Source organism: Bradyrhizobium sp. (assembly GCF_049512235.1).
In the GTDB taxonomy this organism is placed as follows: domain Bacteria; phylum Pseudomonadota; class Alphaproteobacteria; order Rhizobiales; family Xanthobacteraceae; genus Bradyrhizobium.
The window spans coordinates 1-25442 of record NZ_JBEKXH010000079.1; the positions used below are offsets into that span (position 1 = coordinate 1).

19 protein-coding genes and 2 pseudogenes are annotated in these 25442 nt (G+C 62.4%); 10 read left to right on the top strand and 11 right to left on the bottom strand.

Annotated features, from left to right (window positions below; genetic code table 11):
- Both ABSG20_RS10110 and ABSG20_RS10115 read right to left on the bottom strand, forming a co-directional pair.
- Window positions 1–1105: dihydroxy-acid dehydratase domain-containing protein (locus ABSG20_RS10110; protein ID WP_423864362.1), on the bottom strand; the 1105-nt coding region annotated here is incomplete at its 3' end.
- Between the two features lie 401 nt (window positions 1106–1506).
- On the bottom strand, window positions 1507–2376 hold the full coding sequence (locus ABSG20_RS10115) for an Lrp/AsnC family transcriptional regulator (protein WP_423864363.1): 870 nt from the start codon (window positions 2374–2376) through the stop codon (window positions 1507–1509).
- 128 nt (window positions 2377–2504) lie between these two features.
- On the opposite strand from ABSG20_RS10115, the gene ABSG20_RS10120 reads away from it, so the two are divergent.
- A complete protein-coding gene (locus ABSG20_RS10120) occupies window positions 2505–3473 on the top strand; it encodes a LysR family transcriptional regulator (RefSeq protein WP_423864364.1) in 969 nt (322 codons plus the stop codon).
- 203 nt (window positions 3474–3676) lie between these two features.
- On the opposite strand, the gene ABSG20_RS10125 is transcribed toward ABSG20_RS10120, so the two are convergent.
- The 6 genes and pseudogenes from ABSG20_RS10125 to ABSG20_RS10150 form a co-directional block, all read right to left on the bottom strand.
- Window positions 3677–5326 carry a PHA/PHB synthase family protein gene (locus ABSG20_RS10125; protein ID WP_423864365.1) on the bottom strand — a complete coding sequence of 550 codons (1650 nt, stop codon included), beginning with the start codon at window positions 5324–5326 and terminating at the stop codon, window positions 3677–3679.
- 96 nt (window positions 5327–5422) lie between these two features.
- Window positions 5423–6453 (bottom strand): annotated as a pseudogene (locus tag ABSG20_RS10130) (acyl-CoA dehydrogenase family protein).
- Window positions 6454–6618: 165 nt separating this feature from the next.
- Complete coding sequence (lpdA, locus tag ABSG20_RS10135) at window positions 6619–8031, bottom strand: dihydrolipoyl dehydrogenase (RefSeq protein ID WP_423864366.1); 1413 nt, start codon at window positions 8029–8031, stop codon at window positions 6619–6621.
- A 3-nt stretch (window positions 8032–8034) separates the two neighbouring features.
- On the bottom strand, window positions 8035–9384 hold the full coding sequence (locus ABSG20_RS10140; RefSeq protein WP_423864367.1) for a dihydrolipoamide acetyltransferase family protein: 1350 nt from the start codon (window positions 9382–9384) through the stop codon (window positions 8035–8037).
- Window position 9385: 1 nt separating this feature from the next.
- Window positions 9386–10399, bottom strand: coding sequence for an alpha-ketoacid dehydrogenase subunit beta (locus tag ABSG20_RS10145; RefSeq protein ID WP_423864368.1), 1014 nt, complete (start codon window positions 10397–10399; stop codon window positions 9386–9388).
- 3 nt (window positions 10400–10402) lie between these two features.
- The gene (locus tag ABSG20_RS10150; protein ID WP_423864380.1) at window positions 10403–11635 is read right to left on the bottom strand and encodes a 3-methyl-2-oxobutanoate dehydrogenase (2-methylpropanoyl-transferring) subunit alpha; all 1233 of its coding nucleotides are present in this window, start codon (window positions 11633–11635) and stop codon (window positions 10403–10405) included.
- Between the two features lie 189 nt (window positions 11636–11824).
- On the opposite strand from ABSG20_RS10150, the gene ABSG20_RS10155 reads away from it, so the two are divergent.
- On the top strand, window positions 11825–12175 hold the full coding sequence (locus ABSG20_RS10155) for a hypothetical protein (protein WP_423864369.1): 351 nt from the start codon (window positions 11825–11827) through the stop codon (window positions 12173–12175).
- A gap of 149 nt (window positions 12176–12324) precedes the next feature.
- On the opposite strand, the gene ABSG20_RS10160 is transcribed toward ABSG20_RS10155, so the two are convergent.
- Window positions 12325–13932, bottom strand: coding sequence for an ABC transporter substrate-binding protein (locus ABSG20_RS10160; RefSeq protein ID WP_423864370.1), 1608 nt, complete (start codon window positions 13930–13932; stop codon window positions 12325–12327).
- Window positions 13933–14219: 287 nt separating this feature from the next.
- On the opposite strand from ABSG20_RS10160, the gene ABSG20_RS10165 reads away from it, so the two are divergent.
- The 8 genes from ABSG20_RS10165 (at window position 14220) to ABSG20_RS10200 (ending at window position 24321) form a co-directional block, all read left to right on the top strand.
- Window positions 14220–15350: a M20/M25/M40 family metallo-hydrolase gene (locus tag ABSG20_RS10165; RefSeq protein WP_423864371.1), complete on the top strand. Its 1131-nt coding sequence runs from the start codon at window positions 14220–14222 to the stop codon at window positions 15348–15350.
- 321 nt (window positions 15351–15671) lie between these two features.
- A complete protein-coding gene (locus tag ABSG20_RS10170; protein ID WP_423864372.1) occupies window positions 15672–16613 on the top strand; it encodes an ABC transporter permease in 942 nt (313 codons plus the stop codon).
- Between the two features lie 14 nt (window positions 16614–16627).
- Window positions 16628–17518 carry an ABC transporter permease gene (locus tag ABSG20_RS10175; protein WP_423864373.1) on the top strand — a complete coding sequence of 297 codons (891 nt, stop codon included), beginning with the start codon at window positions 16628–16630 and terminating at the stop codon, window positions 17516–17518.
- Window positions 17515–19161, top strand: a complete 1647-nt coding sequence (locus ABSG20_RS10180) for an ABC transporter ATP-binding protein (RefSeq protein ID WP_423864374.1) — start codon at window positions 17515–17517, stop codon at window positions 19159–19161. The genes ABSG20_RS10175 and ABSG20_RS10180 overlap by 4 nt, the downstream gene beginning before the upstream one ends.
- A 12-nt stretch (window positions 19162–19173) precedes the next feature.
- On the top strand, window positions 19174–20697 hold the full coding sequence (locus tag ABSG20_RS10185; RefSeq protein ID WP_423864375.1) for a M81 family metallopeptidase: 1524 nt from the start codon (window positions 19174–19176) through the stop codon (window positions 20695–20697).
- A gap of 3 nt (window positions 20698–20700) precedes the next feature.
- The gene (locus tag ABSG20_RS10190) at window positions 20701–21873 is read left to right on the top strand and encodes a M20 aminoacylase family protein (protein ID WP_423864376.1); all 1173 of its coding nucleotides are present in this window, start codon (window positions 20701–20703) and stop codon (window positions 21871–21873) included.
- Window positions 21866–23281, top strand: a complete 1416-nt coding sequence (locus ABSG20_RS10195; protein WP_423864377.1) for an amidase — start codon at window positions 21866–21868, stop codon at window positions 23279–23281. The genes ABSG20_RS10190 and ABSG20_RS10195 overlap by 8 nt, the downstream gene beginning before the upstream one ends.
- A gap of 149 nt (window positions 23282–23430) precedes the next feature.
- A complete protein-coding gene (locus ABSG20_RS10200) occupies window positions 23431–24321 on the top strand; it encodes a crotonase/enoyl-CoA hydratase family protein (RefSeq protein WP_423864378.1) in 891 nt (296 codons plus the stop codon).
- Window positions 24322–24354: 33 nt separating this feature from the next.
- On the opposite strand, the gene ABSG20_RS10205 is transcribed toward ABSG20_RS10200, so the two are convergent.
- A complete protein-coding gene (locus tag ABSG20_RS10205) occupies window positions 24355–25335 on the bottom strand; it encodes an NADPH:quinone oxidoreductase family protein (protein WP_423864379.1) in 981 nt (326 codons plus the stop codon).
- Window positions 25335–25442, bottom strand: a pseudogene (locus ABSG20_RS10210) (2-hydroxychromene-2-carboxylate isomerase); the annotation flags it as partial. The gene ABSG20_RS10205 and the pseudogene ABSG20_RS10210, both read right to left, overlap by 1 nt.

The window sequence follows — 25442 nt, forward strand, 5'->3', positions numbered from 1 at the left end:
CCTGGTGCGGATTCCATTTCACGCTTTCGAGGTTCTCGGCGATCGTTCGGCCCGTGACCGTCAAGCAGTCACCGTGCAAATAGCCGTTGTCGAGCAACGTTTTCATCAGAAGCGGTATGCCGCCGACCTCGAACATGTCTTTGGCGACATACCGACCGCCCGGCTTCAAATCCGCGACATAGGGTGTCTTCTTGAATATTTCAGCGACGTCAAAAAGATCGAATTTGATCCCGCATTCATGTGCGATCGCCGGTAAATGCAGCGCAGCATTGGTCGATCCGCCGGAAGCCGCTACCACGGCAGCCGCATTTTCCAGCGCGCGCCGCGTGACGATATCCCGCGGGCGGATGTTAAGGGCAATCAACTCCATGACCTTTTCACCGGCGGTCATGCAGAAGGAATCGCGAATTTCGTACGGCGCAGGTGCGCCGGCCGAATACGGCAACGCGAGTCCAATGGCCTCCGATACCGTCGCCATGGTGTTCGCGGTGAATTGTGCGCCGCACGCGCCGGCCGACGGGCAAGCCACCCGCTCAATTTCATCGAGATCGGCGTCAGACATGGCGCCGACCGAATGCTTGCCGACGGCCTCGAACATGTCCTGCACCGTGACCTGCTGGCCGCGAAAATTGCCGGGAAGGATCGAGCCGCCATAGATGAAGATCGACGGTACATTCAACCGGACCATCGCCATCATCATTCCCGGCAGCGACTTGTCGCAGCCAGCCAGACCCACGAGCGCATCGTACGCATGGCCGCGCACGGTCAGTTCGACGGAATCGGCGATGCATTCGCGCGACGGCAATGACGAGCGCATGCCGTCATGGCCCATCGCGATACCATCGGTCACGGTGATGGTGCAGAATTCGCGCGGCGTGCCGCCAGCGGATGCAACACCCTTCTTGACGGCCTGCGCCTGACGCATCAACGAAATGTTGCAAGGCGCGGCCTCATTCCAGCACGAAGCCACGCCAACGAATGGCTGGTGGATCTGCTGGGTCGTCAATCCCATGGCATAGAGATACGAGCGATGCGGCGCCCGTTCCGGGCCCTCCGTCACATGACGGCTCGGTAGTCTCGACTTGATGCTGGTCTTGGCGTCCATCGCGAACCTGTTTCCCTGGCCCATGGCACTCATTTGTTGGACGCGGGCCGCACCGACAGAGCCAGCCAGAGGCGCGCACCTGCGATCGTCCACCGGACCTACCCAGCGCGCCGGCCGCCAGACCGGCTTCAAGCCCCGGTTCCGTTCGAGGGTCTCAAATTCGAATGAGCGCACATTGGTAGAGGTTTGGGTAGCGTTTTTTACCATTGCGATCGGGTTCACAACGCCAAAAAGTGCTCATGCACTGTGCAAAGATTCCGCAGCACGCCGCCGTCCAATAGCGCGCAGGATCTGCGGATCGCGGCTTGAATTGACGACGTCTTCGGTACGCCCCCTTCACTGCCGTCCACGCTTCGATGTCGTCGATCCCGTCTGCTTCGGCCGCCTGTTGTCCGAACCCGTCAGCGTTCGCCCAGCAGGAGCGGATCGACGGAAGTTGACCATTTGAGCGCGCGCAGCGAGAAAGTCGAGCGCGTGTGGCGCACGCCTTCGATCCGATAGAGCCGTTCCCGCAGAAATCGCTCGTAGTCGGCATTGTCCCGCACCGCCACCTTGATCAAGTAGTCGTATTCTCCGGTCACCAGATTTGCTTCTACTACTTCCGGCATCCGCGCAACCGCCGCGCCGAACCGATCGAGAACCTTGTCGTCGTGCTTCTCCAAGGTGATTTCGACAAACACAAAATTGGCCAGTCCCAGCGCCGCGTGACTGATGATGGCGGCATACCGCTCGATCGCCCTTTCTGTTTCCAGTCTTTTCACGCGCGTCCAGCAGGAGGATGGCGAAAGATCCACCTTCGCGGCGAGTTCGCTGTTGGTCAAGCGCCCATCCCGCATCAGCGCGGACAGGATCTTGCGGTCGGTCAAGTCGAGGTGGTTGTTCTTCGCGGCAGACCGTTTTTCTGATGGCGTTCGTCCCATTCGGGTTTTCCTCTCGAAAGCCGCGGCTCGCGGAGCCGCAGGCAACTCTCGACTCCGGGCAACATACTTTACGCCCTCGCCCGCGACCCCGTCGCACTCGCCGTCAGCGAGGCGATCGATTGCAATGGCATGTCTGCCTTCAATTGGATCACATCTGAGCACCACCCGGCTGGCAGGAACGCCGACATCACTCTTGGGCTGGATAAACTCTCTGATATGGTGGAAGAAGACGACCCTTCCTTGCAAAGCCTCGAGGCAGCTATCGACTATGCTGTGGGCCTGATCCCAGGCGTTCAAGGCTCTGCGCGGGTGATCTCCATCGGTCGACTGGCGCTGCTGGACTGAATACATTATTCGGTAAAATCTCATAAAAACAAAATATTCTTCGGTCAAGAGCGCCGATTTGTCGAAAAAGCAGTGAAGTTAACGGCCTCCTCTGGATTAATCTGGGTATAATTTCAGGGAGGTCGGAGGCCGTTGTGGGACACCGTTATCGTCGCTTTGAGTGGGATGATCTGCGCTTCTTTTTGGGCGTGTACCGCCACAAGACCGTTTCGGCTGCCGGCCAGCATCTGGGCGTCGATCACGCAACGGTATCCCGCCGCATTGCGCGCCTCGAGCACGCGCTGAACACCAAACTGTTTGAGCACCGACCGACCGGCTTTGTGCCAACCGCGGCCGGGACCCGGCTTCGGCGCCTGGCCGAGGTCGTGGAGGCCTCGATCAACGCGTGCGAGGCGGAGCTTTCCGATGTGGATTCCGCGGTCGAAGGCGTCGTTCGGATTGGCGCGCCCGATTGCTTCGCCGCCTGCTTCCTTGGGGCACGTCTCGCCGCCCTTTGCAAGATACATCCCAAGCTGCACATCGACCTTCTTGCCATCACGAGCGCTTCAAGCGTGTCTCAACGCGAAGTCGACATCTTTGTTGGTTCATCCGTCCCCATCGAGGGGCGGATAATTTCAAGGAAATTGACCAACTATCATGCCGGCCTGTTTGCTTCGCAAAACTACCTGGAACGCCGTCCCCCGATCCGTTCGCTGTCCGATATTCTTTCGGATGGCTATATCTGCGACGTCGACGCAATGCACTTTCATCAGAGCGAGTTCGCGCTGGTCCCGCCCGTCCAGTTCCGCAGCGCGAACGTCCTGCCCCTGCTTCAGGCGGTCAAGGAGGGTGAGGCAATCGCGGTGCTGCCGAGCTATGTCGCCTACCGGGACGAGGCGCTGGTGCCGGTTCTTCCCGCGCAGATAAATTTTCGCAGGAGCCTGTATGTCCTGCTGCATGAGGACAACAAAAACCTGACCCGCGTGCGCACCGTCTCGGATTTCATCTTTGGCGAGGTGCAGAAGAACCGCTCGATTTTCTTTCCGGAAACGTCTTTCGACCCATCGGAGCGCGGCCGTGCAGGCGAACCTATTTTCATTTCACCGCCTGTTGAACCTTTATGAGGTGCAAGCCGTCGCTATCGATGGTGGCGCACGCTAGAGGGGTGCGGCCACCCGCGCCTTGCAGATTTGGTCTTTGGGCAGGCGCCCGCTGCGGATTTCCGCCTAATGGCGCACCCTTACATAAGAACCGGGCGCGGCCTCCAGAACGGGCAGCGGGCCGTCGCCGACAGCGCGCGCTGCGGCCTCGCCGCCGCTGCGTTCCTTCAGCCACGCGGACCACTCGGGCCACCAGGAGCCCTCATTGCGCTTCGCGTTCCTGAACCAGTCCTCTGCGTCAGCGGGCATTTCGGGATTGGTCCAGTAACCATGCTTTTTCGCCGCCGGCGGGTTGATGGTGCCCGCATTGTGGCCGGATCCGCCGAGAATCCGCGATAGGTGTCCTGCCAGCCAGCAACGTGGTCGTCGCGCAGCGACACGAAAAATAGCGGCGTACGGATATCGTTTATATCGATCGGGACACCGCCTATCGCGATGGCGCCCGGCTTCGTGAGGCTGTTGTTGAGGATGATGCTGCGCATGAATGTCCGCAACATCTTGGCCGGCATGCCGATGCCGTCAGCGAACCAATAAAGAAGATCCGAGGCGACGGCATCTTCAGCAAGCAGATAGCTGCTGATGCCCGACGACCAGATCAGATCGTTAGCGCGCAGCAGCGCAAAGAGACGCGTCAGGTCCGCGCTATCGACATAGCCCTTGTACTTGAGGTGTTCTTCCAGCGTCTTGATCTGCTCTTCGGTCACGAATGCTTCGAAATCGCCAAATTCCGCGAAATCGGTCATCGCTGCGATCATCGTTGCGGTTTTGACGCGGTCAGCCTCGCCGATTGCGGTCAGATGGGCCAAGCCAGAAGCCGTCAGTGTGCCGCCCAGGCAATAGGATACGATGTGGGAACTGCGTTGACCCGTGATTTTTTCGATCGCCTGCAACGCGGCGTATGGTCCCTCAAGCCAATAGTTCTCGAAATCCTTTTCGGCGTGACGCGCATCCGGATTGACCCAGGAAATCGCGAATACCGTGTAACCCTGGTCAACGGCCCATTTGATGAAACTGGTCTTTTTTTGCAGATCGAACAGATAATATTTGTTGACCCATGGCGGCACCAACAGAAGCGGTGTGTTCTGGACCTGTTCGGTGCTCGGCTCGTACTGGATCAGCTCCATCATGTCGGTGCGGAGAACCACGCCTCCTTTCGTCGTGGCGAGATTGACGCCGACTTCGAAGACATTGGGATCGGTGCGCCGGACGTGGCCGGCGTCTGCCGCGATATCATCGAGGAGATTCGAGAATCCCTTGACCAGGTTGGCCCCCCCGGTCTCGAATGTCTTTCGCAGCACGGTGGGGTTCGTCGCCGCAAAATTCGTCGGTGACACGGCGTCGATGAACCTTTCGGTGAAGAACTCGAGCTTCTTTTGCGTCGGCCGCGGCAAGTCCTTCTGGTCGCCCACCAGTTTACGCAACCATTCGGCGCCGATCAGATAATTGCGCTTGAGTGTATTGAAGGCGAGGTTCTTATCCCACTCCTCGTCCTTGAAGCGCCGGTCCTTGGTAGAGGCTGGCTGGTCTTCCTCGGGACGAGAACGCCCGGTCAAAATGTCTTGCCAAAGCGCCGCGTGACCCTGCCACAGATCGGCCTGGGCCTTGGCGAGTTTCGAGGGATCCCGCATCAAGTTGGCGACCATTTCCGAGAAGGCGTGCGCGACGTCCTGTGGCATGAAGGGCGGCGGCACCGCGTCCGGTTTGATCTGATCCAGGAAAACCTTTTGCGCCTTGGCCGCCAGTTCGAGCCATTGACGGCCGGCCTCCAAGGGCGACGTCGCAAGCGGCGGCTTGGAGGAATCCTGTGAATTGGTCATTATACGCTCCCGTCGCAGACTTTGATGGTCCGCCGATCCGATCCGATTTTCGTCTTGGCCAACATCCTAAACAGAAAAGCCAATCATTGCGTTCCCCTAGGATGCGAGCAGGCGGCGTGCGATGACGACCCGCATGATCTCGTTGGTCCCTTCGAGAATCTGATGGACACGCAGGTCACGGAGATAGCGCTCGATCGGATATTCCTTGGTGTAGCCGTACCCGCCGTGAAGTTGCAGCGCCTCGTTGCAGATCTTGAAACAGGCGTCGGTCGCGAACCGTTTTGCCATTGCGCAATGGATCGTCGCGTCAGGACTGCGCTGGTCAAGCGAAACCGCAGCGCGCCGGACCATCAGCCGGGCAGCCTCGAGTTCGGTTGCCATGTCGGCTATGCGGAACTGCAGCGCCTGGAACTCCGACAGCGTTTTTCCAAATTGCTTGCGTACTCCAAGATACGTCTTGGCCGCTTCAAGACACGCTCGCGCGCCGCCGAGCGAGCAAGCACCGATATTGATGCGCCCACCATCGAGCGCCTTCATCGCGATCTTGAAGCCGTCGCCCTCGTTGCCGACGAGATTGCCAATCGGCACGCGGCAATTGTCGAAAATCACCGCGGCGGTCGGCTGGCTGTTCCATCCCAGCTTCTTCTCCTGCTTGCCAAAGGAGAGGCCGGGCGTGCCTTTTTCGACGACGATGCACGAAATGCCGCTCGGGCCCGGCCCTCCCGTTCGAACCATGCAGACGTAGACGTCGCTGGCGCCACCGCCAGAGATGAACGCCTTGGTGCCGTTCAGGACGTAATGGTCGCCTTCGCGTTCGGCGCGCGTGCGAAGCGAGGCGGCGTCGGAACCCGCTCCCGGTTCGGTCAGACAGTAACTGCCGAAGTGCTCCATCGTGGTAAGCTTCGGCAGATAACGGTGACGCACATCCTCGTTGGCAAAGGCGTCGATCATCCACGAGGCCATATTGTGGATGGAGATGTAGGCGGCTCGGCGGCCTTGCGCAAAGCATCGATGGGAAAAATGTGCTCTTCGTCCCACTGCGCCGCGTGCGGAAGAAGCTCCGCTTCCATGAAGCTGCGCGCCGCATCCTGGAACGCAGTCTGGTCTTCATTAAGGTCGAAGTTCATGGCGGTTTGTCCGGTCAAGAGGTCTGCAAGTCTGTGTTCAAGTTGCGATACTGCACCCTATGCGGGTCCTTGATCGAGCACACACTTGGTGGAGAGCGTGTAGCACCCGAAGTTCCTCGATGGTGGTGATGGGTTGCGCATCGTCAGGTCCCAACCAGTGGCGCGTCAGATATGGATCGCATGGCCCAATGCCCGCAGGGCGGATTCGTGGAAGGCTTCGGTCAACGTCGGATGAACATGAATTGTGCCGGCAACGTCCTCGAGTACCGCGCCCATCTCGATCGCATGGACGAACTCGCCGGAGAGTTCGGACACGTGGGTACCAACCGCCTGCACGCCCAGTACGCGATGATTGTCGCGGCGCGCGACGATTCGGATGAAACCGCCTTCGTTGCCGCCTTCCATCGACAGCGCCCGACCGTTCGCTGAAAGCGGGAAGAGTCCGGTGATTGCATCTATGCCGGCCGCCTTCGCTTCGGCCGGCAGCAGGCCGGCCGTGACGATCTCGGGCTCGGTAAAACACACGGCCGGGATGGTCGCCGGCTTGAATCGCCGCGGCTTGCCGGCAATGATCTCGGCTACCATCTCGGCCTGCGCCGACGCCTTGTGCGCGAGCATCGGCTCTCCGACGAGATCGCCGATGGCCCAGACGTTCTTGACGGACGTCTTGCACTGATCGTCAACCTTGACGAAGGGTCCCTTCATATCCACCGCCATTTTCTCAAGACCCCAGCCTTTGGTCCTCGGCCGGCGGCCGACGGTGACGAGGATCCTGTCGGCCGGAATGTCGAGCCTTTGACTATCCTTCAACTCGACCTGCAGGTTCCTGCGATTGGCCTCGCCGGTCAGTCCTTTCGCCTTCGCGCCCAGATGAAGAGCGACGCCGTTGCGGTCGAGCCATTTGCGAACGGGATCGGTGAGCTGCTCGTCATACAGCGGTAGGATACGGTCCAGCGCTTCGACCACCGTGACGTTCGAACCCATCTTGCGGAAGGCGATCCCGAGTTCGAGCCCAATATAACCGGCCCCCACTACGACAAACTGTTCCGGAATTTCCTGAAGCGACAGCGCTTCGGTCGAAGAGAGCACCGTGCCGCCGAACGGCAACGTCGGCAGTTCAACCGGCTCGGAGCCGTTTGCCAGGATCACGTGTTCGGCGGTGATCGTCACCGGACCGCCGTTGCCGCTGACGACGCAGGTCTTTGCATCCGAGAAAGTAGCCCAACCTTGCACGACCCTCACCTTGACGCGCTTGAGCAGCGCGCCGACGCCGCTGTTGAGCTTGTCGACGATCGTCTCCTTCCACGCGATTGTCTTGGGCAGATCGAGGATCGGCGGCTCACCAAGGCGGATGCCGAGCGGACTGCCGTCAACCGCATGCCGCATCCCTTCGAATTTGCCGGCAACGTGGATCAGCGCTTTCGACGGGATGCAACCGCGGATGAGACAGGTCCCGCCGAGTCGTTCATTCTCGACGATCGTCGTGTCGAGGCCGAGTTGCCCCGCGCGGATCGCCGCCACGTAGCCGCCCGGCCCGCTGCCGACGACAAGAACCCTTGTCCTGATTTCGTTGGTCATGGTTCAGTCCACGAAAAGCATCGCCGGTGTTTCGAGCTGGGCGCGGATCTGCTGCACGAATTCGGCGGCGTGCCAGCCGTCCACGACACGATGGTCGAACGACGACGACAGGTTCATCATCTTGCGGATCACGATCTTGTCGTCCCTTACCATGGGGCGTTCCAGTATCTTGTTGACGCCGACGATTGCGACCTCAGGATAATTGATCACCGGCGTCGTCGCGACACCACCCAGGACGCCGAGACTTGTAATGCTGATCGTCGAGCCTGACAATTCATCGCGCGTCGCCTTGCCTTCACGCGCCGCCGCCGCAAGCCGGGCGATCTCGGTTGCGCATTCCCATAGGGTCAGCGCCTCAGCGTGCCGGATGACGGGCACGACGAGGCCGGCCGATGTCTGAGTGGCGATGCCGAGATGCACGCCCTCATAGCGGCGTACGAAACCATCGTCGTCATGGAAGCGGGCGTTGATCTGCGGATAGTCCGCCAGCGCGTTGATCATCGCCTTCGCGAGGAAGGGCAGTAGGGTCAACTTACCCCGCGCCTTTCCCCACTTCACGTTGACTTTTGCGCGCAGCTCCTCGAGTTCGGTCACATCGACTTCCTCGATATAGGAGAAATGCGGGATGCGGCGCTTCGCGTCCTGCATCCGCATCGCGATGGTCCGGCGAAGGCCGATGACCTTGATGTCTTCCGTCCCGGGTTTCTTCGGGAGCCCGGCGGCCACGATCTTTCCAAGGCTGCCGCCGGACGCGATATAGGCGTCGAGATCGGACTGGCTTATCCGCCCGGCGGGGCCGGTGCCCGGCACGAATTGCAGTTCGACGCCCGCCTCAAAGGCGCGTCGCCGGACAGCTGGCGAGGCGATCGGCTTCTCGCCCGGCGTCCGCGTTGCAAATCCCGGCTTTGATGCGCCTTGCGCGGTGGGCTTTCGCTCGGCTGAGGGGCGCGCGGGCTCTGTCGCTACGCTTGCGGCTTTCGAGGGCGCCGGTTCTGCAGGTTCGGGCGCCGGCTCGGACCGCGGCGATGCCTTCTGCTGTGGCGCGCCGATGTTTCCCGGACCCTCCACCTGAAGGATCAGGATCTCATCTTCGGTCTCCGCATTGCCCGGACCCTCGACTTCGAGCACGAGGATCGCCGAGCCGACGGACAGCATTTCGCCGGGCGTGCCTTTGAGAGAAAGGACTTTGCCGGCGGCCGGCGCTGGGATCTCAACCGTCGCCTTGTCCGTCATCACGTCTACGATCGGCTGATCCTCCGCAATCGAGTCGCCCGGCTTAATGTGCCACGCGACGATTTCGGCCTCGGCGGTGCCTTCGCCGACATCTGGTAACTTGAAGACGTAGCGCCCCATCTCAAGTCTCCATGGCCGCGCGCAGCGCGTCGGCTACCCGCTTCGGTCCTGGGAAATAGGCCCATTCCAGCACGTGAGGATAAGGCGTATCCCAACCGGTCACGCGCGCGATCGGCGCTTCGAGATGGTAGAAACATTTCTCCTGCACCAGCGCGGAGAGCTCAGCGCCGAATCCACCGGTGCGTGTTGCTTCGTGCACGATGACGCAGCGCCCGGTCTTTCTCACCGACGCTTCGATCGCCTCGATATCGACCGGAAGCAGCGTGCGCAGGTCAATGATCTCCGCATCGACATTGGCATCACGCGCAGCAGCCGCCGACACGTGGACCATCGTGCCGTAGGCAAGGACAGTGAGGTCCTTGCCCTCTTGCACGATTTTCGCCTTGCCGAGCGGCACGGTAAAATGGTCCGCCGGAACTTCGCTCAGAGGATGCTTGGACCAGGGAACGACAGGCTTGTCCTGATAACCTTCGAACGGTCCGTTATAGAGTCGCTTCGGTTCGAAGAAGATGACGGGGTCGTCGTCCTCGATCGCCGCGATCAGCAGCCCTTTCGCATCGTAGGGATTGGACGGAATTACCGTCTTCAACCCCGCGACGTGCGTGAAGATCGCTTCGGGACTCTGGCTATGCGTCTGACCGCCAAAAATGCCGCCGCCATAGGGCGAGCGCACGGTCAGCGGCGCGGTAAATTCGCCGCCCGAACGGTAGCGAAGGCGCGCGGCCTCCGACACGAGCTGGTCGGTCGCCGGATAGATGTAATCGGCGAACTGGATCTCGACGACGGGTCGCAAGCCATATGCGGCCATGCCGACAGCCGCCCCCATAATGCCGCCCTCCGCGATCGGCGCATCGAAGATGCGATTAAGACCATATTTCTTCTGCAGGCCTTCGGTTGCGCGAAACACGCCGCCAAAATAGCCGACATCCTCGCCGAAGATGACGACATTGGAATCACGCGCCAGCATGACGTCCATGGCCGAATTCAGGGCCTGGATCATATTCATGACGGGCATCGGTCAAACCCCCAGCTGCTGTCGTTGTTCGCGGAGATTCCAGGTCGGCTCCTTGAATATATCTTCGAACATCGTGCTGGCGCTGTGGGTGGGTCCGCTCCCAAGGGTGCCATAGCTTTCGGCCTCCCGCACCGCCGTCGTCACTTCCTCCACCACTTCGCTCTCTTGGGCACTGTGCCGATCCACGCTCCATTCGCCGCGGACGATCAGATGCTGCTTCAACCGTTCGATCGGATCGCCGAGCGGCCATTTCTCCTCTTCCTTGGCCGGCCGATATTTCGCGGGATCGTCGCTCGTAGAGTGCGCAGAAGCCCTGTAGGTGAAAAGTTCGATCACCGTCGCGCCGCGATTGGCCCGGGCGCGGTCCGCGGCCCATTTCGTCGCCGCGTATACAGCGAGCAGATCGTTGCCGTCCACACGCAAGCCCGGCAGCCCATAGCCCAGCGCACGCGCTGCGAAGGTAGCCTGCTCGCCGCCCGCGACCCCCTGAAACGTGGAGATCGCCCACTGGTTGTTGACGATATTGAGGATGACCGGGACCCGATACACAGACGCGAAGGTCAGGGCATAGTGGAAGTCGCCTTCGGCGGTTGCACCGTCGCCGATCCACGCCGCCGCAATCCGCGTATCGCCTTTCAGCGCGGAGGCCATCGCCCAGCCGACCGCCTGGCAGTATTGCGTGCCGAGATTACCGGAAATGCTGAAGAACCCGGCCTCCTTGCTCGAATAGAAGACCGGCATCTGCCGGCCCTTCAGTCGGTCTCGGGAGTTCGAAAAGACCTGGCACATCATGTCGACCATCGACCAGTTGCGGGTGATCAGCAGGCCTTGCTGACGATAGGTCGGAAAGCACATGTCCGTATTTTCGAGCGCCAGTGCCTGCGCTACGGCAACCGCTTCCTCGCCCGTGCATTTCATGTAGAAGGATGTCTTGCCCTGCCGCTGGACCCGGAACATCCGGTCGTCGTAAGCGCGCGTGAGCATCATGACGCGCAGCCCGCGGCGCAGCGTCTCCGGCTCCAGTTTCGGATCCCACGGGCCGACGGCGTTGCCGTCGTCGTCGAGCACACGGATCAGGGTATCCGTATATGCGCCTATTTCCTTGGCGCAGATGGCGATGTCCGGTCGAGGCACCGACCCTGCCGCTGGGATTTTCAGATAGCTGAAGTCAGGCTGGTCGCCCGGCCGGACTTTTGGCTCTGGAATATGCAGGTTTAGCCGAGCCGAATTTGCCATTGCTCCCTCAATTCCAGCGGGTAATGATTTGGAGATCATAACTCGTGCGCGGCGGCGCAATCACGCGCGCGGCGGCCCGGCGGCGCCGATCATTCGTCGTCCTCGCGTACCCGGCTCTCTGGTCCCGGCTGTCAACTTCGACAACCGCTGTCATCGCACTCTAGCAAGTCAGCAACCGCCGAGAACAACATGAGAAACAGCACAGCCATTGTGCACCGATGCGCTCACTGGTTCGGTTGCCTCGCTGATTGCAGAAACGTCGGTGCGAGTTATCCGGAGCCGTTCGACCTCCGGCTCGTCAAGGTGAAGAGCGTTTCGACGCATTGGGAGAACATGTTCACGCGCTCGATCTTCCAGACCGAGGACATGGAGGCCCAGCACGATTTGCTGACGCGACTGTCGGAGATGATCGACTACGGCCAGATCAGGACGACGCTCGCCGAAGTGCTTGGTCCCATCAACGCCGAAAATCTTAGCGGGGCTCATGCCCGCATCTGGGAGCGGCGAGCACCGGGTAAGATGGTGATGGTCGGATTCTGAAACGCGCCGTCTTCGACGGCTTTCCCCCGCAACGCTGTCCAAGCCAGACCGCGCCTCAGGGCTACTCCCGCAAAATCACCCACTCGATTCCCTGAAGACCCAAAAAGTCAAGCGGTGGAGCAGACCCGCTTGCGGCGCCCTCCCCATCCTCACTCCGACTTGTCGATATTCCAGAAGATCGGTGTCGCCGGGCCGTCGAGCACGCCGGTGAGCGACTTCCGCCAGACGCTCGGCGCCAGAAATTGCCCGAGCGGGATATAGATCACCTGGTCATAGGCTTCCTTCTGGATCTCGGCGGCGATCTTCTTCTGCTCTTCAGGCGAGGAGGCGCGCGCGAAGGCATCTTTCAACGTTTCAATCCTGGGATCATCCGCCCAGCCAAACCAGCCGCCATTCTTGCCCTGGCCGCCGATTGAAAAATTGACAATCGGGTTGATCACGTCGGCGGCGGCCCAGTTGGTGAAGAACATGTTCCAACCACCCTCATTCGCAGGCTTTTGGCTGGTGCGTCGGCTGATGACGGTTCCCCAGTCGGTAGCCTGCACGTCGACCTTGAAGCCCGCTTCGCGCAGCAGTTGCGCCGCGATGATCGGTTGCGCCTTCAACTGCACGACATCCGTCGGCGCCATGATCACGATCGGGGTGCCGTCGTAGCCGGAGGCAGCGAGCAGCTTCCTCGCCTCGGCCATGCCGCTGCCTTTCACGAGCGTCTCCGCGCCGATATCGCTGGCCAGCGGCGTGTCGCAGATGAAGAATGCACCACAGATCTTGTAGTATTTGGGATTGCCGACCAGCGCATCCAGCACGTCCTTCTGGTTCATCGCCAGCAACGCCGCGCGGCGAACTTTCAGATTGTCGAAGGGCGGCTGGAGGAAGTTCATGCGGCCGAGGGTCTGGAAGCCGAGCTTGTTCAGGGTTTCGACTTTCAGATCATCGTCGGCTTCCAGCACCGGGAGAATATCGAACGACGGCGCTTCCATGAAATCGATATCGCCGGACTGCAGCGCGTTGACCGCGGTCTGCGCATCCGCCATCGTGATCCATTCGACCCGGTCGACCTTCACCACCTTGCCGCCGGAGGTCCAGCTCGGCGGCTCCTTGCGCGGTACATAATCCTTGTTCTTCTCGAACACCGCCTTGACGCCGGGCTGGAATTCAGCCGGCACGAACTTGAAGGGGCCGGATCCGATCAGTTCCGGAACAGGTTTGCCGGGCGGCGTTTCGGCCAGCCGCTTCGGCATCATGAACGGCACCAGCGAGGACGGCTTCCCGATCGACTCCAGCACCAGGCCGTAGGGCTGTTTCAGTTTCAGCGTGATGGTCCTGGGATCGGTTGCCGCAAGATCGGCGGTGAAGTCCATCAGCTTCTGGCCCATGTTGTCGGCCTTGCCCCAGCGCTTCAGCGACGCCACGCAATCTTCCGCCGTGACCGGCGTGCCGTCATGCCATTTAAGCCCGTCGCGCAGCGTGAAGGTGTAGGTCAGCTTGTCGTCGGACACCTTCCACTCGGCCATTTGCGGCTGGATCTTGAAGTTGGCATCCTCCGCCAGCAGCGTGTCATAGATCATGTAGCCGAAGTCGCGCACGATATAAGCGGTTGTCATCATGCCGGGGGTACGAAGATCCGCATGCATCACCGCATGGATGGTCTTGGCCTGCACCGGGGAGCACACGGCAAGCATCGCCGAGAGCGCAAGCGCCGACAGCACGAGCCTTGCTGCTACCACAGGTGGTTTCCAGCGCGAGATATGCAACATTTGGATCGTCTCCTGACGTGAAACCGGTCAACGGCCGATCATTCGTTATGCATGCAGTCCGTTATTTGGGCGCACTAACACACTGTAACTCCAAGATATTTGACAGTTGCACCAAGTGCGCAAGCGCGTCAATCGGGTTTCTCACCGAGGTCTGCTGCGAATGCACGCGCACGATCCGCTGATGTCGCTCATGTTTCACTTTACAAACGGGCCGCCAATCACTCTCGTAAGCGTCGCGTCGCTCCGTTGCGCCGTTCGGTCCCGTCCGAAAATCGGAAAGCATCGCCATGAACCCCGCCAACCTCCCCTTCGACTGCGAGACGATGCTGCAGGGACTGCGCGGCTGGGTGGAATGTGAAAGCCCGACCTTTGATGCAAGCGCCGTCGAACGCATGCTCGACATCGCCGCACGCGACATGGCGATCATGGGGGCCGCGATCGAACGTATCGCCGGCCGCCAGGGATTTGCCGGCTGCGTCCGCGCGCGCTTTCCGCATCCGAGGCAAGGTGAGCCCGGAATCCTGATCGCCGGCCATCTCGATACCGTGCATCCCCTGGGCACGCTGGAAAAACTCAAATGGCGGCGCGAGGGCAACAAATGTTTCGGCCCCGGCATCTTCGACATGAAAGGCGGCAATTACCTGACGCTGGAAGCGATCCGACAGCTTGATCGCGCGTCGTTCACGACGCCGCTGCCGATCACGGTTTTGTTCACCCCGGACGAAGAAGTCGGCACCCCATCGACGCGCGACGTCATCGAAGCCGAGGCCGCGCGCAACAAATACGTGCTGGTGCCGGAGCCGGGCCGGCCCAACAACGGCGTCGTCACCGGTCGTTACGCCATCGCGCGTTTCAATCTGGAGGCCATCGGCAAGCCGAGCCACGCCGGCGCCACGCTGTCGTCGGGCCGTTCGGCGATCCGCGAGATGGCGCGCCAGATCATCGCCATTGACGGCATGACGAGCGAAGATTGCACCTTCAGCGTCGGCATCGTGCATGGCGGCCAATGGGTCAATTGCGTCGCCACCACCTGTTCGGGCGAAGCTCTGAGCATGGCCAAGCGCCAGGCCGATCTCGATTTCGGCGTCGAGCGGATGCTGGCGCTCACCGGAACCGCCAATGACGTGACGTTCAAAGTCACGCGCGGCGTGACGCGGCCGGTGTGGGAGCCGGGCGCCGGAACCATGGCGCTCTATGAGAAGGCGCGCGGCGTGGCCAGCCAGATCGGCCTTGAGCTTTCCCACGGCAGCGCCGGCGGCGGCTCCGACGGCAATTTCACCGGCGCGATGGGAATTCCGACGCTCGATGGGCTGGGTGTCCGTGGCGCCGATGCGCATACCCTGAACGAGCACATCGAAGTCGACAGCCTCGCCGAGCGAGGGCGCCTGATGGCCGGCCTGCTGGCAACGCTGGAGTGAGGCGCCTGGCGATAGGCTCCTTGATGGCACGGGACTTGCTGAATTGAATTTTACATAGGGTCGGCAGAGATGGAAACTGGCATCGTGACGGATTGCCGCGGCACTGATAGGCCAGCCGTCAGAACTAGTGAATCGGATCTGGTTCTCCCCTCCCCCCGCCAAGCGGCTGCCAAGCGGCGGGGAGGGGTCGGGGGTGGGGGTCCCTCGGCAGGAACCGCTGCTTCGGTGAACGCCGCGCCACCCCCCACCCCCGACCCCTCCCCACCACGCGCGATGCGCGTGGGGGGAAGGGAGCTATGACCTCATGCTGGGTTACCACTGATGCTCGGGTATCTGATCCGCCGCGTACTTGCCGCCATTCCCGTGATGGGCGTGGTGGCGCTGTTCGTGTTTCTGCTGCTGCGGCTGACCCCCGGCGATCCCGCCGCCATTCTGGCCGGCGACAATGCGACGCCTGAGCAGCTCGAACGCATCCGCGCCTCGCTTGGATTGAACGAACCGCTTTACACCCAGTTCTTCACCTGGGTCGGCAAGCTGCTACACGGCGATCTCGGCGTGTCGCTGATCTCGAATGTGCCGGTCCTGCAAATGATCGGCCAGCGCGTCGAACCGTCGATCTCGATCGCGATTTCGACCATTATCCTCGCCATCCTGATCGCGGTGCCGCTCGGCGTGATCGCGGCGTGGAAGCACGGCACCTGGATCGACCGCTTCGTGATGGGATTGTCGGTGGTCGGCTTCTCGGTTCCGGTGTTCGTGATCGGCTATGTGCTGATTCAGATTTTCGCCATCGACCTGCGCTGGTTGCCGGTGCAGGGTTTCAAAAGCATCAGCGCCGGCCTCGGGCCGTTTCTCGAACGCATCATCCTGCCGACCTGCACGCTATCCTTCATCTATGTCGCATTGATCGCGCGCATGACCCGCGCGGCGATGCTGGATGTGCTCGGCGAGGACTATGTGCGCACGGCGCGCGCCAAGGGCATCAGCGAAAGCGCCGTGCTGCTGCGGCACGCGCTGCGCAATGCCGCGGTCCCCGTCATCACCGTGATCGGTACCGGCTTTGCGCTGCTGATATCGGGTGTCGTCGTCACCGAGAGCGTGTTCAACCTGCCCGGCATCGGCCGGCTCACGGTCGATGCCGTGCTGGCGCGCGACTATCCGGTGATCCAGGCCATGATCCTTCTGACCTCGCTGATCTACGTCACCGTCAATCTTTTGATCGACGTCGCCTACACCGTGCTCGATCCCAGAATCCGTTACTGAGAGCACGCTGACCGATGGCGATCGAAACCCTTCCCAAACCTTCAATCCCGGTCACCACGCCGTTGCGTCCGCAGCTCGGATTTCTGACGGCCACACCGATCATCACCACGGCCACGATCTGCCTTGCGCTGGTGATTGCTGTCGCGATCCTGGCGCCATGGCTGTCGCCGCACGATCCGCTGCTGCTGGCGCCGGCGCAGCGGCTCAAGCCCGCAAGCGCCCAGTTCCTGCTCGGCACCGACGGTTATGGCCGCGACGTGCTGTCACGCATACTTTACGGCGGGCGGATTTCGCTGTTGATCGGCCTCGGCGCGGCGGTCGTCAGCATCGGCGCCGGGCTTGCCATCGGTCTGGTCTCGGGTTTCTTCAGATGGATCGACGCCATCATGATGCGGGTGATGGACGGGCTGATGGCTATCCCCAGCATTTTGCTGGCCATTGCCGTGGTCTCGCTGTCGGGCGCCAGCCTGGCGACGGTCCTGATCGCCATCACCATTCCCGAAATCCCGCGGGTGGCGCGGCTGGTGCGCTCGGTCGTGCTCGCGGCGCGCGAGGAGCCTTATGTGGAAGCCGCCATTTCCGTCGGCTCCAGCCTGCCCAAGATCATGTGGCGGCATTTGCTGCCGAACACCATTGCGCCGCTGATCGTGCAAGGCACGTTCGTCTGCGCGAACGCCATTCTCACCGAAGCAATCCTGTCGTTCCTCGGCGCCGGCATCAGCCCGGAGATCCCGACCTGGGGCAATATCATGGCGGAAGGCCGGGCCTATTTTCAGATAAAGCCGTCGTTGATCTTCTGGCCGGGCCTGCTGCTGTCGATCACGATCCTCAGCGTCAATCTGATCGGCGACGCCGCGCGCGACGCACTCGATCCCCGCATGAAGCAGCGGGAGGGCGGCAAGTGAGTTCAAATGTCATCCTCGATATTGAAAATCTGGTGGTCGGCCTCGGCAACAAGCCTGACCCTGAGCGGGTCATCGACGGCATCTCGTTTTGCGTGCGCCAGCGCGAGACGCTTTGCCTGGTCGGGGAAAGCGGATCGGGAAAATCCGTCACAGCGCTGAGCGTGATGGGACTGTTGCAAAAGGGCTCGCTGGTTCCCTCCGGCGGCAGCGTCAAACTGGTCGGCGAAGAACTTCTCACCGCCAGCGACCGCCGCCTGCGGCAGCTGCGCGCCACCACCATGGCGATGATCTTTCAGGAGCCGATGACGGCGCTCAATCCGGTTGTCCCGGTCGGCCGCCAGATCGACGAGGTGCTGCGCGTCCATACCGACCTCGATGCGCGCGCCCGGCGCCAGCGCATCCTGGCCATGATGGAGCAGGTGCGGCTACCCGAGATCGAGCGCATCTTCGCCTCCTATCCGCATCGGCTGTCGGGCGGCCAGCGCCAGCGCATCATGATCGCGATGGCGCTGGTGCTGGAACCGAAGCTTTTGATCGCCGATGAACCCACCACCGCGCTTGATGTCACCACCCAGAAGCAGATCCTGACGCTGATCCGCGAGCTGCAACGGGATCATGACACCGCCGTTCTGTTCATCACCCATGACATGGGCGTGGTCGCCGAGATCGCCGACCGCGTCGCGGTGATGCGCGGGGGAAGACTGGTCGAAACCGGGACACTGGACACCGTGCTTCGCCGGCCGGCCATGGAGTATACCCGCAAGCTGCTCTCGGCGGTCCCCAGCCTGGTGCCGCGCACGCCGCGCGCCGATAGCAACGAACCCGTGGTGCTGGAGGCCAACGAGCTCGGCAAGATCTATCGCGAGCGCTCTTTCTTCGGCCGCATCCGCGAAGTGGCCGCGGCTAAAGATGTCACGCTCACCCTGCGCAAGGGCCGCACGCTCGGCATCGTCGGCGAGAGCGGCTCCGGCAAATCGACGGTGGCGCGCTGCATCGTCCGCCTTATCGATCCGACCTCCGGCGGCATCCGCCTTGCGGGGCGCGAAATCTCGGAGCTTTCGCGCCGGATGCTGCAACCGCACCGCAAGCGCATCCAGATCATTTTCCAGGATCCCTACCGTTCGCTCAACCCACGCATATCCATTGGCGAAACCATCGCCGAGGGGCCGATCAACTACGGCATGCGGCGCGCCGACGCCTTGGCCAAGGCGCGTGAGCTGCTCGAACTGGTCGACCTGCCGGTCGATGCCATCTCGCGTTATCCACACCAGTTCTCCGGCGGCCAGCGCCAGCGCATCGCCATTGCGCGGGCGCTGGCGCTCGACCCCGATGTCCTGGTGGCGGACGAAGCGGTCTCGGCGCTGGATGTCTCGGTGCAGGCACAGGTTCTCGAGCTGCTCGACGAAATTCAGACCCGGCTAGGTATTGCGTTATTGTTCATCACCCACGATCTTCGCGTCGCGGCGCAAATCTGCGATGACGTTGCTGTGATGCAGCATGGCCGCATCGTCGAACAGGGCCCGGCGGCGCAGGTCCTGATAAATCCGCAACAAGCCTATACCAGGCAGCTGCTGGATGCCGCCCCCGGACGGCATTGGGATTTTGCGCATTTCCGGCCGGTTGAGAACGTTGCCGCCTCCTGATAGTTTGAGACCATGACCCGTATCGCCGTTGGAGGATTCCTGCACGAGACCAATACGTTCGCACCGACGAAGGCGACCTATGCCGACTTCGTTCATGGTGGCGGCTGGCCGGCGATGGCGCAGGGCGCCGACGTGCTCAAGGTCATGCGCAATATCAATGTCGGGCTTTCCGGTTTCGTCGAACAGGCCGAAGCAATCGGTTGGGAGATGGTGCCGATCCTCGCCTGCGGCGCCAGTCCATCGGCCCACGTCACCAGGGATGCGTTCGAGCGTATCCTCACCGCACTGGTCGAGGGCATCGGGGCGGCGGGGCAACTCGACGCCGTCTATCTTGATCTGCACGGCGCCATGGTCGCGGAGCATATCGACGACGGCGAAGGCGAAGTCCTGAAGCGGGTGCGCGAGGTCATCGGCAAGGACCTGCCGCTCGTGGTCAGCCTCGACCTGCACGCCAATATCACCCCCGAGATGGTCGCGTACGCGGACGCGCTGATCGTCTATCGCACCTACCCGCATGTCGACATGGCAGATACCGGTCGTGCGGCGGCAAAACACCTGGCGTTGCTGCTCAGAACGAAACAAAAATTCGCAAAGGCATTCCGCGAATTGCCGTTCCTGATTCCGATCAGTTGGCAGTGTACCAGCGACGAGCCCTGCCGGAGCATCTACCAGAAGCTTAAGGCGCTTCAGAGCGACGCCGTGCCGACGCTGTCTTTCGCACCGGGGTTCCCGGCGACGGATTTTCCCGGCTGCGGGCCGAGTGTCGTCGCCTATGGCAGGACACAGGCCGACGCCGATGCGGCGGCCGACACCATCGCCGCCCTGGTCACGAGCCATGAAAGCGACTTCGACGGCCGCATTTACGCGCCCGACGAGGGCGTGCGCCTGGCGATGCAACTGGCAACCCGCGCGAGCAAACCGGTTGTCATTGCCGACAGCCAGGATAATCCCGGCGCCGGGAGCGATTCCGACACCACGGGCATGCTGCGTGCGCTGATCCGCAACAACGCGACCAAAGCGGCGATCGGCGTGATCAACGATCCGGCCGCGGCAAAGGCCGCGCATGAAGCGGGCGTTGGCGCCATCGTCACGCTGGCGCTCGGCGGCAAGTCGGGCATAGCGGGCGACGCGCCATACACTGGAAGCTTCGTCGTCGAACAACTTTCCGATGGAAAATTCGTCGCGCCCGGCCCATATTTTGGCGGCCGCGATATGGATATGGGGCTGTCGGCAGCCTTGCGGATCGGCGATATCAGGGTGGTCGTGGGCTCGCACAAGGCGCAGCTCGCAGATCAGTCTATGTATCGCTATGTCGGCATCGAGCCGACGGAACAGTCCATCCTCGTCAACAAGAGCTCGGTGCATTTCCGCGCCGATTTCGAACCGATCGCCGAACGGCTGCTGATCTGCGCCGCGCCCGGCGCGATGCCGGTCGACACCGCCGCATTGCCGTGGACTCGGCTGCGTCCGGGCATCCGCATCAAGCCGAACGGCCCCGCCTTCGTCCCCGAAAACAAGTCAGGCTCAAACGGATAACGCATGCCCAATATCGACCGCATCGAAGCCTATGCCGAGGAACTCACCGCGATCCGCCGGGATCTGCACGCCCATCCCGAAATCGGCTTCGAGGAAGTCCGCACCTCCGGAATTGTCGCCGAGAAGCTGACGCAATGGGGGATCGAGGTTCACCGCGGCCTTGGTGGCACCGGCGTGGTCGGCGTGCTCCGAGGCAAAGGCGAAGGTAACAAGCGCATCGGGCTGCGCGCCGACATGGATGCGCTGCCGATGGAAGAGAACACCAATCTGAAATGGCGTTCGACCATTCCCGGCCGCTTTCACGGCTGCGGCCATGACGGCCATACCACCATGCTGCTCGGCACCGCGCGCTACCTCGCGGAGACCCGGAATTTCGACGGCACCGTGCATTTCATCTTCCAGCCGGCGGAAGAAGGCCTCGGCGGCGCGCGCGCCATGATCAAGGACGGACTGTTCGAGAGATTCCCCTGCGACGAGCTCTACGGGTTGCACAACGCGCCCGATCTGAACCATGGCGAACTGGCGATCCTGCCGGGGCCGGCCATGGCCGGCGCCGACTTTTTCGACATCGTGGTCAACGGCTATGGCGCGCACGGCGCGATGCCGGAGAGGTCGAAGGATGCCGTCGTGATTGCGATGACGCTTGGACAGGCGCTGCAGACCATCGTCAGCCGCAATGTCGATCCGCTGAAATCGGCGGTGGTGTCGATCACGCAGTTTCACGCCGGCTCTGCCTACAACGTGATCCCCGGCGAGGCCAAACTCTGCGGCACCGTGCGTGCCTTTTCCGATGAGGTGCGGACGCTGATCCGCGAGCGGATGCGCGCGATCTGCGCCGGCATTGCCAGCGCCTTCGGGGTCGAGATCGAAGTCGATATCCGCGATATTTTCAGCGTGCTGGTCAACCAGGAGGAGCAGTCCAGGGTGGTCGCGGAGGTCGCGCGCACGGTGGTCGATCCCGCCAAGGTCTTGACCCGGTCGCAGCCGAAGATGGGCAGCGAGGATTTCGCCGACATGCTGCACGCGGTGCCCGGCGCCTATTTCTGGATCGGTCACGACGGCTCGGTGCCGGTGCACAATCCCGGTTATGTCCTCGATGACAAAATTCTTCCGATCGGCGCCAGCATGTTCGCGCGCATCGTCGAAACCCGGTTGCCGGTTGCCGCCCATGCATAAACCGGCATCGCAAACCGCGACGTCGCTGCACGATCTCAGCGCCGTCGGGTTGATCGCCGGCTTTCGCGCCCGGCAATTTTCCCCCTCCGAAGTGCTCGATGACGTACTGGCGCATATCGCGGCGTGGGAGCCCCACATCAAGGCGCTGTACGCGTTCGATCCCGACGGCGCGCGCGCCGTCGCCGCGGCATCGACCGAACGCTGGCACAAAAGCGCGCCGATCGGTCCGCTCGATGGCGTGCCGGCAACGATCAAGGAAAACATCGCCACCCGGGGCGTGCCGGTGCCGCTGGGCGCGGCCACCACGAAGCTGGTACCGGCCCTGGCCGATGCGCCGCCGGCGGCGCGCTTGCGCGAAGCCGGCGCGGTGATTTTTTCCAAGACCACCATGCCGGATTACGGCATGCTGTCTTCGGGCCTCTCGAGCTTCCATCCCCTCACCCGCAATCCCTGGGATCTCAGCAAAAATCCCGGCGGCTCCAGTTCCGGCGCCGGGGCCGCCGCTGCTGCCGGTTACGGCCCGTTGCATCTCGGCACCGATATCGGCGGCTCGGTGCGGCTGCCGGCCTGCTGGTGCGGCCTCGTCGCGTTGAAACCGAGCCTGGGGCGGATACCGATCGACCCTTCCTATGTCGGCCGCGTTGCCGGACCGATGACCCGCACGGTCGACGATGCGGCCCTGATGATGAGCGTGCTGTCGCTGCCCGATTGCCGCGACGGCATGAGCCTGCCGCCTGAAGACATCGACTGGAAGGCGCTCGATAAACCTTTGCGCAGATTGCGCCTCGGCCTGATGCTGGACGCCGGGACCGGGCAGGCGCTGGAGCCTGAGGTGCGCGACATCGCGGTGAAAGCCGCCCGTGCGTTCGATGCAGCGGGCGCCGTTGTCGCTGAAGTGCCGGGCCTGCTGACCCACGAAATGCTCGATGGGCTCGACAATTTCTGGCGGGCGCGGATGTGGGACGATCTTGCCAGGCTGGGCTCGGCCGAGCGTAACAAGGCGCTGCCCTATATCTTGAAATGGGCGCAGGCCGGCGCCAGACTGTCCGGCGTCGATGTGATCAGGGGTTTCAATGCCACCATGGCGATTCGGTCGGCAGCCGCACAATTGTTCGCCGAACTCGATTATGTGATCTCGCCGGTATCGCCGGTGGTGAATTTCGCCGCCGAATTCGCCGCTCCGATCAACGATCCTGAAAAACCGTTCGAGCATATCGGCTACACCGTGCCGTGGAACATGTCGGAAAATCCGGCCGCCTCGATCAACGGCGGCTTCAGTGCCGTAGGCTTTCCGATCGGCGTACAGATCGTCGGTCGCCGCTTCGACGATCTCGGCGTGCTCGGCATGGCCAAGGCGTTCGAGACCCTGCGCGGTGCGCAACGGCCATGGCCGGCGCCGCCGAACTGACGGCCTGATGCTCCATGCCGTCATGGCGCCGTCAAGGCCGGGCTCGTCCCGGCCATCCACGTCTGCGCTGTGACAAGCAAGGGCATGACGGAGCTGATTGACGACGATGACGCCCAACCAACAAATAAACGACAGCGAGGAACCATCCGATGGCTTACCAGACGATCAAATATGAGATCGACGAGCAGATCCTCACCATCACGCTGAACCGGCCCGACAAGCTCAATGCCTTCAACGGCGCCATGCAGCAGGAATTGATCGATGCTTTCGACCAGGCCGACAGGGACGACACGATCCGAGCCATCATCGTCACCGGCGCCGGGCGCGGCTTCTGTGCCGGCGCCGACCTTTCTTCCGGCGCCGACACCTTCGATCGCGACGCGCGGCGCGGCCCGGTAAAGCGGCTGGCCGACGGCAAGGTCGATTACAGCGATCCCAATGTGCGCGACGGCGGCGGCCAGGTGACGCTGCGCATCTTCAGGTGCTTAAAACCCGTGATCGCGGCGGTGAACGGCCCGGCGGTCGGCATCGGCGTCACCATGCAGCTCGCCATGGATATCCGCATCGCCTCCGAAGCCGCGCGTTTCGGTTTTGTCTTTTCCCAGCGCGGCATCGTGCCGGAGGCGGCGTCGAGCTGGTTCCTGCCGCGCATCGTCGGCATCTCCCAGGCGCTGGAGTGGTGCTACACCGGGCGGGTGTTTCCGGCGCAGGAAGCGCTGGCCGGCCGCCTCGTCAGCAAGGTGGTGCCGCCGGATGAATTGCTGCCGACCGCGCGCGCGCTCGCTCGCGAAATCGCCGCGAAGACCGCACCGGTTTCGGTGGCGCTGATCCGGCAGATGATGTGGCGCATGCTTGGCGCCGACGATCCGATGGAGGCGCACAAGATCGACAGCCGCGGCATCTACGCCCGCGGCCGCTCCGCGGATGTCAAAGAAGGCGTAGTGTCGTTTCTGGAGAAGCGTCCGGCCGAGTTCAAGGACAAGGTTTCGTCGGATATGCCGGATTATTTCCCGTGGTGGGATGAGCGGAAGTATGAGTGAAGCATTAGGCAACGTGGCCCACCTTCGCTCGTCTCACGGCCTCATCATCAGCGCCACCCGGCCGATGGCCTTGCGGTCGGTCAACAACCGCATCGCCTGCGCATAGTCCCGCAGCGGCAGACGGTGCGAGATGTAGGGGCGGATTTTGCCCGCCTCCGCCCACTCTGTCAGCGCCTTGATCCGAACCTCGCCCGCCGCCGGATTTCTCCTGACAGCCTCGCCGGCGCGGACCCCGAGCACGCTCGCCCCCTTGATCAGCAGCAGATTGGTGCGTGCAAGCCCAATGCCGCCGGTGAAGCCGATCACGAGGATGCGTGCGCCCCAGGCGATGCAGCGCAGGCTGTTTTCAAAAACTTCGCCGCCGACGGGATCGAACACCACATCGGCGCCGCGGCCATCGGTAATACGCTTGACCGCGTCGCGGAACGGCTCGCGTCCGTACAGCACAAGATGATCGGCGCCCCGTGCCTGCGCCGCCGCAAGCTTGTCCTCCGAGGACGCCGCCGCGATCACGGTTGCGCCGAGCATTTTGCCGATTTCGACCGCGGCAAGGCCGACGCCGCCGCCGGCGCCATGCACCAGCAGCACTTCGCCCTGACGCAGCGTGCCGCGATCGATCAGCGCGTGATAGGCCGTGCCATGGGCGGCGAGAAAGGTCGCCCCCTCGGCATAGTCGAAGGCCGAGGGCAACGGCGTCAGTTGCGACGATGCGACCACGGCCTGCTCGGCATAGGCCCCGTGCCGCATCCTGACGATGACGCGGTCGCCGATGGTGACGCCATCAACCGCATCGTCGACCTCCAGCACTTCGCCTGATGCTTCCACCCCAGGCGTGAATGGCAGCTCGGGCTTGAGCTGATAGTCGCCGGCCACCATCAATATATCGGGAAAGTTGATCCCGGCGGCATGGATAGCCACTCGCACCTGGCCGCGCGTCAATGGCGCCGGGGCAAAGGATTCGAGCAGCAAACGCTCGGGCGGACCAAGTTCGCGGCAGACGACCGCCTTCGGCATCAGGCAGCGCTCGCTCTTCGGCGCTGCAGCGCTTCGCGGACCAGCGGCAGGCGGTCGTTGCCGAAATACATATCGGTGCGGTCGAGGAAGATGGTCGGCGAGCCGAA